9 protein-coding genes and 1 CRISPR repeat array (1 of these 10 running past the window's edge) are annotated in these 14,872 nt (G+C 59.1%); of the genes, 7 read left to right on the forward strand and 2 right to left on the reverse strand.

The genetic code is table 11. From position 1 onward, the window contains the following. The first annotated feature begins 12 nt into the window (after positions 1 to 12). Positions 13 to 951 carry a metallophosphoesterase family protein gene (locus BM400_RS07440; RefSeq protein WP_089838073.1) on the forward strand — a complete coding sequence of 313 codons (939 nt, stop codon included), beginning with the start codon at positions 13 to 15 and terminating at the stop codon, positions 949 to 951. Positions 952 to 1,005: 54 nt separating this feature from the next. Here the strand turns inward: BM400_RS07440 and BM400_RS07445 are convergent, their stop codons facing one another. Both BM400_RS07445 and BM400_RS07450 read right to left on the reverse strand, forming a co-directional pair. Continuing rightward, on the reverse strand, positions 1,006 to 1,692 hold the full coding sequence (locus BM400_RS07445) for an ABC transporter ATP-binding protein (protein WP_089838075.1): 687 nt from the start codon (positions 1,690 to 1,692) through the stop codon (positions 1,006 to 1,008). Beyond that, a complete protein-coding gene (locus BM400_RS07450) occupies positions 1,685 to 2,782 on the reverse strand; it encodes an ABC transporter permease (RefSeq protein ID WP_089838077.1) in 1,098 nt (365 codons plus the stop codon). The genes BM400_RS07445 and BM400_RS07450 overlap by 8 nt, the downstream gene beginning before the upstream one ends. 247 nt (positions 2,783 to 3,029) lie before the next feature. Here BM400_RS07450 and BM400_RS07455 point away from each other — a divergent pair, with 247 nt between their 5' ends. The 6 genes from BM400_RS07455 (at position 3,030) to BM400_RS07480 (ending at position 11,794) form a co-directional block, all read left to right on the forward strand. Further along, positions 3,030 to 3,884 carry an IS30 family transposase gene (locus BM400_RS07455; RefSeq protein WP_141223837.1) on the forward strand — a complete coding sequence of 285 codons (855 nt, stop codon included), beginning with the start codon at positions 3,030 to 3,032 and terminating at the stop codon, positions 3,882 to 3,884. A gap of 695 nt (positions 3,885 to 4,579) precedes the next feature. After that, positions 4,580 to 5,161, forward strand: a complete 582-nt coding sequence (locus tag BM400_RS07460) for an ECF-type sigma factor (RefSeq protein WP_175528913.1) — start codon at positions 4,580 to 4,582, stop codon at positions 5,159 to 5,161. Between the two features lie 8 nt (positions 5,162 to 5,169). Beyond that, the gene (locus BM400_RS07465; RefSeq protein WP_089838084.1) at positions 5,170 to 7,845 is read left to right on the forward strand and encodes a serine/threonine-protein kinase; all 2,676 of its coding nucleotides are present in this window, start codon (positions 5,170 to 5,172) and stop codon (positions 7,843 to 7,845) included. 333 nt (positions 7,846 to 8,178) lie between these two features. Then, positions 8,179 to 9,339, forward strand: a complete 1,161-nt coding sequence (locus tag BM400_RS07470; RefSeq protein WP_175528914.1) for a tetratricopeptide repeat protein — start codon at positions 8,179 to 8,181, stop codon at positions 9,337 to 9,339. A 510-nt stretch (positions 9,340 to 9,849) separates the two neighbouring features. Further along, entirely contained in the window at positions 9,850 to 11,112 is a 1,263-nt protein-coding gene (locus BM400_RS07475; protein ID WP_089838087.1) for a hypothetical protein, read from the forward strand. Between the two features lie 106 nt (positions 11,113 to 11,218). Next, on the forward strand, positions 11,219 to 11,794 hold the full coding sequence (locus BM400_RS07480) for a hypothetical protein (RefSeq protein ID WP_089838090.1): 576 nt from the start codon (positions 11,219 to 11,221) through the stop codon (positions 11,792 to 11,794). Between the two features lie 685 nt (positions 11,795 to 12,479). Beyond that, a CRISPR array of direct repeats spans positions 12,480 to 14,872; the repeat unit is 32 nt; unit sequence GTTTCAATCCACGCTCCTACGAGGGGAGCGAC (it continues 1,218 nt past the right edge of the window).

Below are 14,872 nucleotides of genomic sequence, written 5' to 3' on the forward strand. Positions count from 1 at the left end.
TCATCGCGGGTGATGATTTCTTCCATCTCCCGCCGCCGCTTCGCCGCCCTGGCCACCGCCGCCGCCCTCGCGCCCCGTGCTCTGGCCCTCCCGCCCAAGCCCGAGCCCTTCACCTTCCTCTTCTTCACCGACGCCCATCTCCAGCCGGAACTCAACGGCGTCCTCGGCACGGACATGGCCTTCCGTCACGCCCGCACCATGGGCGCCCGAGCCGACTTCGCCATCAACGGCGGCGACCACGTCTTCGACGCCAACAAGGTCACCCTCGCCCGCGCCTCGCAGCTCTTCGACCTCTACGGCAAGACCGAGCAGGACCTCGGCCTCAAGGTCCACCACACCCTCGGCAATCACGACATCTTCGCCATCGGCACCGACCCCAACACCAGCATCGCCTCACCCGCCGACAGCACGCTCTTCGGCAAGCGCCTCTTCGAAGACCGCTTCGGCAAGACGTACTACTCTTTCGACCACAAAGGCCACCACTTCATCGTCCTCGACTCCATCCAGATCATGCCCACCGGCATCTACCAGGGCCGCATCGACCCCGACCAGTTGAAGTGGCTAGCCGCCGATCTCGCCGCCCAGCCCCATGGCACGCCCATCATCGTGGTCACCCACTATCCCATCGTCTCGGCCATCATTCAGTACGAGGCCTGGCGCCCCAGCCCCGACCCCAAGCTCTGGGTTGCCCTCATCAACTCCGAACAGGTCTGGCCCCTCTTCGCCGGATACAACGTCATCGGCGTCCTCCAGGGACACACCCACGTCAACGAGCGTGTCGACTGGCACGGCATCCCCTACCTCACCTCCGGAGCCATCTGCGGCAACTGGTGGAAGGGCACCCGCCTCGGCACCCCGGAGGGCTTCACCGTCGTCCGCGTCGAAGACGGCAAACTCACCACCCACTACGAAACCTACGGCTTCCAATCCAGCGATCCCCACAACACCTGAGCGCCGCGAAACCGGGTGCCCCACATCTCGATTCTGAGATGTGGGATATGCCGCCTAGACCGCTCCGGGCGTCATCTGCCCATCCCGCATATGCACCCGCCGGTGCGCATACGCCGCCGCCTCGGGATCATGCGTGATCATCAGAATCGTCTGCCCCAGCCGCTCATTCAAATCCTTCAACAGGTTCAGCACCGCCGCCGAGTTCTGGCTATCCAGATTCCCCGTAGGCTCATCCGCCAGCAGAATCGCCGGCTGGTTCGCCACCGCCCGCGCAATCGCCACCCGCTGCTGCTGCCCGCCCGACAGAGCCCTCGGCTTATGTTTCATCCGGTCCACGATCCCCAGCAGCCGAAGCACCTCTTCAAAGGAATCGTCGAAGGAAGTCGCATGCCCGCCGATATACTTCACAATCTTGATGTTGTCTTCCGCCGTCAGCGTGGGCAGCAGGTTGTACTTCTGAAACACAAACCCCACCGTATCCTTGCGCAGCTTCGTCCGCTCGGCGTTCGTCATATGCGACAGGTCTTTCCCGCCGATATGAACGCTCCCGCTCGTCGGCGGCGTCAGCCCGCCCAGCACATTGAACAGCGTCGACTTACCCGACCCCGAAGACCCCACCACGGCAATAAACTCGCCCTTCGCCACGTCCAGGTTCACCCCGCGCAGCGCATGGACATCCACATCGCCCGCCCGGTACGTCTTCGTCAAATCCCTGATCTGAATGATGGGAGTCTCACTCATACGAAAGAGCCTCCGTAGCATCCTGCCGCACAGCCTTGATCCCCGGAATGATCGCCCCGATCAGCGCGCCCGCGATCGCGACAGCCGCCGTAATCGGCCACCATCCGTACACCGTCTCCTGCACCAGGCTGTTCGGCACCACATGCAGCATGATCCACTGCGTCCCGTACGTCATCACGATCCCCAGCATCGTCCCCAGCACCGCCAGCAGCAGCGTCTCCCGCACCAGCATGCTCAGGATCAACCCCGACGAGCTTCCCACCGCCTTCAGAATCCCGATCTCCCTCGTTCTCTCGAGCACCGCCGTATACATCGCCATGAACACGACAATGAAACCCACGATCATCGCGATCCCAATCACGACATACGTAAAGTTCCGAAGCAGCCCAATGCTGTTCACCGAAAGCAGGGAAGTGAAGTACTCCACCGTATAAATCTGGTACCCCGGATACTTGATGCGCATCGCGTCCACCACCGCCTGCGCCTGCTTCGGATCATCCAGCTTCAGGTAGATCTGGCTCAACCGGTGCGGATTCGCCGTAAACTCCTGCAACGCGTCCACCTTCACCGCGATGCGAGCCAGCTTGCCCGGCTCAAAGATCCCCGAGATCTTCCAATCCTGGCTGATCAGCCGCACCGTGCTGCCCACAGTCAGATGCTTCTCCCGCGCATACGGCTCATCGACGATCATGTCCGTCTTCTCGACCGGAGGCCCGCCAGCCAGAAACCGGAACCCGCCACTCATCTTCGAGAACTGTTCCATATCCAGCCCCGTGATGGTGTCGAACAGCTCCAGCGGCTGCACCATGGTCCCGGTGGCGATCACCACATGCGGCTCCGCGGCAAACACCGGCAGCAGCTTGTCGTTCATGGGCGCCGAGCTCAGCGACGAGAGCGCCGAAGTCCCCGGAGGCCGCACCAGGATGTCCGCACCGGTCCCCTTGGCCCGTCGAGCCGACTCATGCAGCGTGCCGTTGCTCACGCCAACCAGCGTAAGAATCATCGTCACTTCAACCGCAATGGCCACAACGCTCAAAAGCGTCCGCACGGGACGATGAGCAAGATTCGCGAAGGTAAGTTTATTGAGCAATCACGCCATTCTACCCGAGCGGCCCGTTCGTTCGCCGATCTCGCCACAAACTCCTGTCATTCTGAGCAGATGAAAAAGAATTCAGACGCTTTTGATTCCATTTGGCCTGAGACGCTAAATTTTAGCTGTGTAGGAATTGTGCAGGATGATTGTGCCGCATCTTCAAGTTGTCAGTGCAACAAGGCTGTTCTGAAGCTAACAGACCGGGTAAATCACCTCCAGAGGCTTAAGCCACTGGAGGTGATTTATGGCAGCGTACAAACGCCTGGGTCTGGACGACCGGGTTCAGATTCAAGTTCTTACGAAGCGGGGCGTTTCCCGACGCCGAGATCGCTCGGGAGCTGAAGATCCACCGTTCCACCGTCGGGCGGGAACGGCGGCGCAACATGGTGGACGGGAGGTACTCTTACCACTTTGCGCAGGAGTGCGCGAGAAACGTCACCGCAAAAGGAGACGACGACCGTCGAAGATGACGCCCTCGATGATGGCCTTCGTCGAAGAGAAGCTGCGTCTCGGCTGGAGCCCGCAGCAGATCGGCGGTGATTCAAAGACCGCCAGACCGAGCTTGCCCCAATCAGCTACGAACGCATCTACGGGCACGTCCTGGCACAACAAGTTCGATGGTGGCCACCTCTATCGCCATCTCCCGCAAGGGCCGCCGTTACCGGCGTTTCGGCGCAAGGTTCGATTCGTACCCAAGAGATCCGGGCCGATCGCGGACCGCGTGGACATCGATCAACGCCCTGCCGTTGTTGCGGAAAAGTCACGCGTCGGAGACTGGGAACTCGATACAATCGTCGGCAGCCAGCGCCGCGGTGTGGTGGTCAGCATGGTCGGACGCGGATCGAAGCTTGTGCGCCTCGCCCTAGTTCAGGAATCTAAATCCGTCACGGTTGCCGAGGCGAATCAACCCTGTCTCGGAAAGACAGCTCAAAAGTCCTTACCCTCACCATGGACAACGTTGCTATGCGGAAGGCGCAGATCTGAACCACTTATCTGGAAACGGGTGAAGCAAGGCTGCCCGATGCGCGGGATCGTTTCACCGTATGTTGCAACTCTAGCTTGCGTCGAAGGCACTTTCAAGCTGCTGGCCGCAGAATGATGCCAGTGAGAGGAACCGTGAGGGGTGTGTAACGCTGGTGGTGGCCAGAGACGGGATTGAACCGCCTACGTCGGCCTTTTCAGAGTCGCCTACCGGATCGCATAAGCGGTTTTAGAATCAACGTCTCTGCTTGATAAAAATAGTACCGGGTTTCACCTTTAGGATTGCCTGGTACGGATTGGGCTATTTTCGGCTCTGGGCAGTACGCTACCGCCCGAAACATATGAGGCCTGCCGTTCGCTTGCGCCGGATACGATGTCCACGCGCTTGAAGCGGAGTGGCGCGGATGGTGGAGATCTTCCGGCAAGCCGAAACTCGACCATCCAGTGAGCGCATTCCTCGGATTCTGTCGGAGCCGTCAAGGACGAAGGCCCCTCCGAACGAGGGAACGCACTTGAGTGGCGATCCATGCGCGGAGAGCGGCCTCACATTATCTGTTCTTACAGACGGCGTACGTTTTAGAGAGTCTGTTCTCGCCCTTGCGAAAATTGCAATCGACTCCGTCCGTAGCGAGAGAGCCACTGTGGAGGAGAGATGACCGCTACGCTAAACTAGATCGCAACAGGGCAACTCTCGATCAAGCATGAGCAAGTCAACCCGTGTGGAAGAGGATCGGAATCGGCGTTTCGGTTCCTTCAGCAATGGATTCTTGCTGGATTGGGAGAAAGCCTCAAAGTCCAAGAGGAATTGGGATCGTGGACGTTCCGCATGGGGGACCTGTGGTTGAGGCGGATTTTGGAACGCAAGATTTCGACCGGCTTTTCAGCATGGTCTACGAAGAGCTCTGGCGTATCGCCGTCTCCGTCCGGCGCATGGAGGCCCATTCCACGCTCGGCGCGACGGCGTTGGTGCACGAAGCCTGGATACGTCTCAAGGAATCACCACACCTAGCTTCCACCTCGCCGCAGCACTTCAAGCGCATTGCGGCCCGGGTCATTCGTCAGGTTCTTGTCGAGGCTGCGCGCGAGCGGAACGCACTGAAGCGAGGTGGGCCCGCCGCCGTAAGGGTTCCCCTTGACGAGTCCCTGAAGAGCTTTGCCGATCCCACGCTGGGGGTCCTTCAGATCGATCAATTCCTGAACCAGTTGGCGGAAGTAGACCGACGTCAGGCGCAGGTTGCCGAGTTTAAGATCTTCTCGGAGCTGTCGAATCCCGAAGTTGCTGTCGAGCTACAGGTCAGTCTTAGCAGCGTCGAGAGAGACTGGCGCGTCGCCAAGGCCTGGTTGAAAGCGCAGCTCTCTTCAAATCAATCCACCTTGATCGCAGGAGGCCGGTAACCTGTTCCATGGACAGTCAACGGTGGCAGAGAATCCAGCGAGCCTTCTTCGCAGCACTCGATCTTCCGGAGGGCGAGCGCGAGGGCGCAATCCATGAGTCATGTTCCGGCGACGAGGACCTGATGCGGCAAGTTCGGGCCATGCTAGCCAGCGAAAGCGAGGCGAATGCCATCGTCGATGACGGTATCGCGGCGATCGCGGCGACCATGCTTGGTTCGGCTCGCGAGTCCCTGGCGGCAATGGAGTTTGGACCCTACGCCCTCAAGGATTTCCTTGGCGAGGGCGGCATGGGCATTGTCTATCTTGCACGCCACAGAGAGAACGGCAAGCTGGTCGCCATCAAGATTCTCCTGGATGCCCGGCTGTCGCCCGCTCGTCGCAAGCGGTTCGCGCGGGAGCAGCGGATGCTTGCCAGTCTCAATCATCGCAACATCGCTCATCTCTACCACTCCGACCTGCTGGCGGACGAGACGCCGTGGTTTGCGATGGAGTTTATCGGCGCGGTTCCAGAAGATGACGGCGTTGTCGCAAAGGCTCTTTCCATCGACGAGTATTGCCGCCAGCATCAGTGCTCTATCGAGCAACGGATACGGTTGATGCGATCCGTCTGCGAAGGCGTGCAGCATGTGCATAGCCATATGCTGGTCCATCGCGATCTGAAGCCCTCGAACATTTTGGTTGCGGCGGATGGAACGCCCAAGCTGATCGATTTCGGCATCGGCAAGGAACAGGAAGACGAAGACACGCCTTCTGACCGAACTGAGCCGGGCCTGCGATTGATGACCATCGCCTATGCCGCGCCGGAACAATTGCAAGGCGCACCCGCTCTTCCGGCGACGGACATCTACTCGCTCGGGGTGATTCTGTATGAGCTGCTCGCGGGGGCGCACCCCTTCGATCTTGCGGGGTGTTCCACGCCGCAGGCAGAGCAAAAGATTCTTGAGGTAGAACCGCGCAAACCCTCCGCCGCAGCTCGAACGACGGGGAACTTCTCCCTGACGGACAAATCGCGATGGGCTGACCTGGATGCTCTGTGCCGGAAGGCGATGCACAAGGATCCGGAGATGCGCTATGCGACCGTCGGAGCGATGATCGACGATATCGACTCCTTTCTTGCCGGCAGGCCGTTGAAGGCGAGGCCGGATGGCTTCGGTTATCGCGCGGGAAAGTTCGTGCGGCGCAACCGCCGTGCCATCGCCGTGTCAGCCGTTGTGGTTTTCTCTATCGTGTCGTTGGTGGCGTATTACACGCTGCGCCTTGCGAGAGCACGGAACGCGGCGGTCGCCGAGGCCGCGCGGTCGGAGCGGATTGAAAAGTTCATGGTGGAGATGCTGCGGAATGGCGACTCTGAAGGCGGTCCGCCGGAGCAGATGCATGTTTCGGAGCTGATCGACCGTGGCGTCAAGGAGGCACACGGGCTCGGCAGCGAGCCGCGATTTCAGGTCGATCTCTACCAGACGCTTGGAGACATCTACGAGTCATGGGGGAAGTCCGTTCCGGCTGAGGAGCTTCTGAATGCCTCGCTGGAACGGCGCAAGTCGATCTTTGGCGCGGATAGTCCCCAGGTTGCCGAAGGTCTCGTGCATCTGGCCATGTGGTACAACCATCAGGATCAATTGCCAAAGGCGGAACAGACGATCAACCTCGCGCTTGCCATGCAGCGGCGTCGCCTGGCGGCTGACGATCCTGCGATTGCGCGAGCGCTCACGGTGCTGGGAGACATCCTGCAGCGGCTGGGACGGCAGGACGAGGCTATCTCTGCTGTGCGACATGCCATTCAGATTCAGAGTCGCAGCCCGGCGTTGAGGAGCGATCTATCGGAAAGTGTCGGTCTGCTTGCGGGAGCTCAGTTTTACCTGGGCCATTACGCTGAGTCCGAGCAGTTGACCCGGCAGGCTTTGGAGCTCGATAGGGCACTTCATGGCGACCGGCATCCTGCGGTCGCGGAGGATCTCATCAGCTTGGGGAACATCTCCCTGAACCTTGAGCATTTCGCGGAAGCGGAGACCGCCTACCGGCAGGCTCTCGACATCAAGCGGGCGTGGTATGGCCCGGACCATCCGCAGACGGCGGATGCCGTGACCTATGTGGCTCAGGCTCTGCAGGCGGAAAATAAGCTGAAAGACGCCCAAACACTGCTGCAGCAGGCGCTTGCCTCGCTCGACCGATCCGGCGGTCCTCCCCAGATGAGAGTCGCGCATGTGCTGAATCAGCTTGGCGTGGTCGAGAATCTGGAGCACGACCCGGACGCAGCCGAGGCCGATTTCAAACGTTCGGCATCGATCTACGAAGCCGTCTATGGAAGAGATCACTGGGAGACGGCCCTGGCGGTCGCGAACATCGGGACTGCTTATTTGCAGGTGAAGAACTATCCCATGGCCGAGCAATACTTCCGGGATGCCTTGGCACGGTACGCGCGCGCGTCCGCAGCCGACCCGATGAACGTCGGCATCGCGCATATCAAACTGGGCCGGGCGCTTGTGCGCGAAAAGCGCTACCAGGATGGTGCAGTCGAGTCGCTAGCCGGATACAAGCTGGTGGCAAAAGAGGCCGAGCCAACCTCCAGCTGGCTCCAGGCCGCCCGAACCGATCTGGTGGAAGATTACGACGCACTCCACGAGCCCGAGAAGGCCGCCGTTTACCGGGCCGACATGACCGCCGTCGCACGCGGCCAGCAGAAATAGATTCCTTGAAGGGGTTTCGCCTCCGTTTACGCAATAGCAGGTGAAGAAATCCCTTTTATGGAGTTACCATGCCTGCAAATGGAAATCGCCGCTGAAATTGCGTTTGAGAGTTCACACGCTCCAAGTGATGGAGTGCTCAACCACGACGGCCGCCCTGTTCTGCAATCGGAATAGAGCGGCCGCTATAGCGGGAACATTATCGGTCTCGGAGATGTCTGGTTCGATAAGAGCGCGGTTGGGGATGTCTGAATGCCAACGAATAACTGGCTTTGTTTGAAACTTACAAGGACGTGAGCGGTGTGGTTGCTTTTTGGGTTGTCTCCGATCGTTCTTATGTGCCGCAGATATCAACGGCAAGGGGAGTTTACTGTGAAAATGTCTTTGCTTCTGGTTTTCTGGACGACACTCGGATTACAGCCGGCTTTTGCGCAGAGTGACATGGTTCGGAGGTGCAATCTTGCAACAGCAAGTGCGGACGATGTTACCCGTCCTCACGACATTCCCGGAGTGGCTTTCGACCAGATCAATCCGGCGGTCGCGGTTCCGGCCTGTGAAGCGGCCGTTTCGGCCAACCCCGGCGTGGCGCGCCTCCAGTTTGAATTGGGAAGGGCTCTTGAAGCGGCCAAACGTCTCGGAGAGGCACGAGCCGCTTATGAAAGAGCTGCCGCGAAGGATTTTGCGCTCGCGGAGGCGAATCTGGCGACTCTTTACCGCCTCGGTGAGGGCGTACCCAAGGATTACGTCAAGTCAATGGCGTGGTACCGAAAGGCTGCCGATCAGGGGTTGGCGAGTGCACAGGTCAACGTGGGGCATCTGTACTATGAGGGCGATGGTGTAGCGAAGAACTATGCCGAGGCGATGAAGTGGTATCGCAGGGCAGCCGACCAAGGCGATCAGGACGGACAGGCCAAGCTCGGGGAGATGTACTTCAACGGTAGAGGCGTACAAAAAGACCCTTCGCAGGCGTTCGATTGGTTCCGCAAGGCGGCGGAGCAGGGCAATGTAGATTCACAGTCCATGCTTGGCTGGATGTATTGGGAGGGCATCGGTGTGCCCAAGGACAACGCCCAGGCCGCTTCCTGGTTTCGCAAGGCTGCCGACCAGGGCGATGCAGATGCGCAGACCGCTCTCGGGGCGATGTATGTCGACGGAGAGGGCGTCCCAAAGGACAATGGCAAGGCAGAGTTCTGGTACCGCAAGGCTGCCGCCCAGGGTAACACCGTCGCGCAGTCCAAACTCAAAGGATTGGCGAATCTAGCTCAGGTGAATCAAGAGACGGCGGCCCAGGAGACGAGGCAAGCCGCCCTGCTGGCGAAGCGCAAGGAGGTGGGCGATCTCGTATGCAATGCGGATGGGGTGGTGTGGGGGTATGTGGAACGGGTCTATAAAGACAAGATCCAGATCAGATATCAACATACGTTTTTTGTGTCGCATCCCTACGACGAACTCTTTTGGAAGAACTACAACGAAGTCATCGTTTGCAGCGATAAATAGCGCGTCTGCTCTCTTTGCTCTGGTCTATCGCTGCTGGACATGCAGTCATCGCGCAGGAAAGGTGTTTGTGTCTATGAATCGAATAGTTTTTTTCCGTCGTGCGTCCTGGAGGATGGGGTGCAGTTCTGCTTGGGCATTTGTCCTCATAATCACGGCCATGAATATCGGTGGTCTTGCATGTGCGCAGGAGATTACCCACTTGACCAACTGGCAATCGCATTCCGATGTGTTTGCGGACAAGAACGCTCTGCCTCCCGTCACGGCTACCTCGCCCATCGCTGGATTGGGCGGTGCGCGAGTGTCGATGAAGATGACATGCCTCGAGCTGGCTCCAGGCCGCCCGAACCGATCTGGTGGAAGATTACGACGCACTCCATGAGCCCGAGAAGGCCGCCGTTTACCGGACCGAGATGACCGCCGTCGCGCGCGCCAAACAAAAATAGATTCCGTGAAGGGGTTTCGCCTCCGTTTACGCAATAGCAGGTGAAGAAATCCCATCAAGGAGTTCTCATGCCTACAAATGGAAATCGCCGCTTTCTGCTCGTCAGCGCCGCTCTCGCGTCTCTCGCCCTTTCCCTCGTTCAGCCGATGCCCGCCCAGCAATACGGCACACTCACCAATGAGACGCTCAACCGGATTCCCGACCCGGGTGTTCGTCTCGATCTCTATCTCTTCCGTGCGAATCCGGCGGTTCTTCAGGAAAAGTTCTTCCTCCGCTACTTCATTGCGCTCAACAACTGCAACAACACCGCCGTCGAGAAAGCCCTGGATAACGAACTCGATTATCCGGCGCTGGCCTCCTATTACCAGACACACGCCGCCGAGATTCTCGGCGCTTTGCCCGATACGGTCGAGCTTTCGCTCTACGGAGGGTCGGGCCGCATGTTGGCCGGTATGTTCGAGGAGCAGCTCAAGTTGGGCGAGTACGACACAAGCACAGGCAGCTTTCCGATCATTCTCGACACGAAAAGAGACAATCAGGGTTCCGCAAACGGTCAAACGACCGTCTCCCTGGGCAGTCTTTTCAAGCGCCATCAGGAAGCGGCCCAGCAAAACCACGCCGTCAATCTGAGTGGCAATATCGGGGTTGGTCTCAATCGGGCGCGCAGTCTGGCGAGTTGCCCAGTGGCCGACCGCGTGCTTCGGTCCTGGAGTGGCCCTCAAGTGATGATGCCGACCTACACCGTGTTGTATGACCGGACAGGCTTCGACACCCTTCCCATGGACGTCGATGCGGCACGAACGTACATCAACAGCCATCCTGCCTTACACCGGACCGTGATGCTTTCCATCGACTTTCACCTACAGAATAAAGCCGACGTCAGAGCCGCAGGTTTTGGCGGAAGAGGCATCTCGTCGGTGACCTTCCCGGGCAAGATAGCGCGGGTCACGGTGATCGACTCCAGCGCTCTGCCGCTCGGCTTTCTGGCCGACGACCATTCGCTGCCGCTTCCAGTTGTACCCGCGGCTCCAAGCTCGCCAGCCGAAAAACTGGCAGCTACACGCGATGCGGCTTTTGTCTATGAGAGAGAAACCGTCTGCCATTGGGACATGAGCGGCTATCAGTTGACTGCCCTTCAGACGATGGAGAGCCGCATCCACAGCACGGGGACACCGCAGGAAAGGCAGGAGTGGGACTCCGTGGTGGCGAGGGAGTATTCCCTCCTCGGCGCGAAACGTATCTACGGATACTGTGCGCTTCCCGGCGCGCGTGCGCAGTACGACAGCATACTCATGCGGGTGTGGCCCAATGGACCGATCGCCCATCCTTAGGCCGCTGGCGTCGCAGTGCAGGACGGGGATTGCGGGACCATGAGCCGTATCGTCGCCGGATCCCAGACTCCAATGAAATCCAATCGTTCGAGGGGGTATCGGCACCATGAATTCCATTCTGGTTAGAGTTGTTGCACTCGGTCCGCTCTGCGTATCGCTCTGCGCGGCCTACTCTCTCTTCGGAGCGCAGTACTTCCAGCATCCGCAACTGGGGCCGAAGTGGCTCGCGGGGCTCATCCTGGGCTCAATGGTCTGGGCGGCCTTCAGCATGATTGCCTTCGAGGAAATTCCCGAAGCCATCTCTTATTTGCAGAACCTTGCGAAATCGCCTTCCGGCTCCTCCCTATCCAAGCCAGCTCCGTCGAGGGTCGCGAGTGCAACGAATATTCAAGGAGGAAACGCAGCCATGAACCAACCGAACAAGACATCCCCATCGTCCACACTCTCGGCGCAGGAAAAGGCGCGCATCGAGGAAGAAGAGCGTTATCGCGCTCAGGTCCGCGCCCGCTACTCCGGGGGTAGCAACCCAACGTCATCGAGTAACGCTTACGTGCGGTCCGCGAGTTACACAACCCGGCTCCGCGAAAATGTCGATAACGGCATGTGGTGGGCCTCGAAGATTGTCGCGACATTCTTCGTTCTGGCAGTTCTATTCGCAGTCATTGCGATATTTGGGCACTAACGCATTGCAATTGTCTGCATCGTGCTCGGTTTAGATGAATGTGCGCTTTTCACAGATGCAGATGTTAACAACAAACCGTGGTCGAAGACTGTTGAACAACAGATCGAAGAACTCACCACGCAGTTGGAGCGGATCTCCAACTCAGCGGGCTGCCACGATGCTCCACCGAACGGTGTTGAGATACCCCTCAAGCGATTTGCGATCTCGGAAAACTTCACCGCGGCTTCGCCCCCGAATCTCGGAGATACTGAAGGTCATCATCGCTCAGCTCGGACACGCCTAACTGAGCGCGTATACAACCGTTTAGCTTTGGAACACTGCGTCGTCGCCGAACCCTTGTTTAGCTCGACCAGGAACAGCGTCCACGCTCCTGCGAGGGGAGCGACGAAAGCCTCCGCAAAACGATTGCTGAGGCTGACCTGTTTCAATCCACGCTCCTACGAGGGGAGCGACAGGGCTTGCATGTTCGTCGTCAACCCAGACTCTAGTTTCAATCCACGCTCCTACGAGGGGAGCGACGCGTCGGGTGACAACAACGTCACGATCACCACCGTGTTTCAATCCACGCTCCTACGAGGGGAGCGACCCAGGCCATGCTGACGCCGCACGCCGTGCAGATGTTTCAATCCACGCTCCTACGAGGGAGCGACTGCTCGGGCCACGTCGCGATGATGGCCGCGTGTGCGTTTCAATCCACGCTCCTACGAGGGGAGCGACCGTGCCCAGCCCAACCCACAACAGCCAATTTCAGTTTCAATCCACGCTCCTACGAGGGGAGCGACTGGTTACGTAGCTCCTATTCCGTCTTTCCTGTCGTTTCAATCCACGCTCCTACGAGGGGAGCGACCACGGCCAGCACGGCGAACCCGCGCGTCCTCAAAAGTTTCAATCCACGCTCCTACGAGGGGAGCGACGCCACGCCATCCACATGGGTCTGCACGACGACCATGTTTCAATCCACGCTCCTACGAGGGGAGCGACTCTCAAATCCGTACTGCTCGGCCATGCGCCGAATGTTTCAATCCACGCTCCTACGAGGGGAGCGACGAGCCTGAGATGCTGATCTTCCTCGGCAATCCGAGTGTTTCAATCCACGCTCCTACGAGGGGAGCGACGCTGGTTTAACTCCTTTCCCTGCGGTGATATACGAGTTTCAATCCACGCTCCTACGAGGGGAGCGACGCGTCCTTCTTCTGTTCCTTTTCCTTGCTGTGGAAGTTTCAATCCACGCTCCTACGAGGGGAGCGACGTCGTCGTCTGCCGGGGCCGTCGTGATGAGCTGGTTTCAATCCACGCTCCTACGAGGGGAGCGACGCCTTCGTTAACCGCCGCCCGGAGGCCGATCAAAGGTTTCAATCCACGCTCCTACGAGGGGAGCGACTTTACCGCCTATGCGGATGTTGAGGGAGTACCGCTTGTTTCAATCCACGCTCCTACGAGGGGAGCGACCGTGATCGCCACCCCGCACTGCTTGACCGAGCGTTGTTTCAATCCACGCTCCTACGAGGGGAGCGACGACCTTCGCTTTTGCATGATCTGGTTCCGATTCAGGTTTCAATCCACGCTCCTACGAGGGGAGCGACTACGAACTTGCGCTTGGTGGCTGCGTTGAAGCTGTTTCAATCCACGCTCCTACGAGGGGAGCGACGTGTTCTGCGGGTCGATGTGCGACGTGATGGACGATGTTTCAATCCACGCTCCTACGAGGGGAGCGACTAAGGATGCTTGGTATGAGCGCAACGCATTCAAGGTTTCAATCCACGCTCCTACGAGGGGAGCGACAACTTCTGATTTACGGCAAATCGAGCATCACCGAGTTTCAATCCACGCTCCTACGAGGGGAGCGACCTGGTTTCCAACGGTTGATTGGACCGAACCGCTGTTTCAATCCACGCTCCTACGAGGGGAGCGACCACCGGAGCTTCGCCGCGATGATGAGCAGCATTGGGTTTCAATCCACGCTCCTACGAGGGGAGCGACCAAAGTGCTCGGAGACAATCCTGTGAGCGTTACCGTTTCAATCCACGCTCCTACGAGGGGAGCGACATGGGCGTGTCCCAAGCGGTCCCTGTGGACTTTGGTTTCAATCCACGCTCCTACGAGGGGAGCGACTGCTGTTCGACGGCCTTAGTATGGCCGCACATGTGTTTCAATCCACGCTCCTACGAGGGGAGCGACAATATGCGGGCATCGTTACCTCATTGGGGTTGTGGTTTCAATCCACGCTCCTACGAGGGGAGCGACGGCCGGTGGAACCGAAGCATCCTCTCCCCGTACTGTTTCAATCCACGCTCCTACGAGGGGAGCGACGAAGACCTCTGGGCTCTGCCTTCACTTCAAGGAAGGTTTCAATCCACGCTCCTACGAGGGGAGCGACCGAGGCGGCGGGTGTGAGGCCCGCCGTGACTCTCTGTTTCAATCCACGCTCCTACGAGGGGAGCGACGACCAACTGAGCCACACCGACAACTCAGATGTCTGGCAGTTTCAATCCACGCTCCTACGAGGGGAGCGACCGTTGTTGTTCGCGTCGTGGTTCGGGGCCACGTAGTTTCAATCCACGCTCCTACGAGGGGAGCGACAATTGGGGGCAGTGTAGGTTCCAGTGACGCGATTGTTTCAATCCACGCTCCTACGAGGGGAGCGACGCTGTGCCCGCAGCATACGTTCCAGGTGTTGACGTTTCAATCCACGCTCCTACGAGGGGAGCGACCGACCGCAACGGCGATTCTCGGCGCGGCCAAAGGGTTTCAATCCACGCTCCTACGAGGGGAGCGACCGATGTCTGCTGGCCAACCATCGGGATGCTCGGGTTTCAATCCACGCTCCTACGAGGGGAGCGACAATCTCCATTAACTGCTTGTCCCGCGCCTCAGCCTGTTTCAATCCACGCTCCTACGAGGGGAGCGACATCGGCAATGGCCTTGTCCATCTGCTCGGAGGTGTTTCAATCCACGCTCCTACGAGGGGAGCGACATGCCTATCCTGCGAGTCTCCGCTGCGCGAGGTGTTTCAATCCACGCTCCTACGAGGGGAGCGACCTGTATCTCCCGAAATCCTTCAAACACCACGAACTGTTT

The sequence above is a fragment of the Granulicella pectinivorans genome (assembly GCF_900114625.1).
Classification (GTDB): Bacteria; Acidobacteriota; Terriglobia; order Terriglobales; family Acidobacteriaceae; genus Edaphobacter; species Edaphobacter pectinivorans.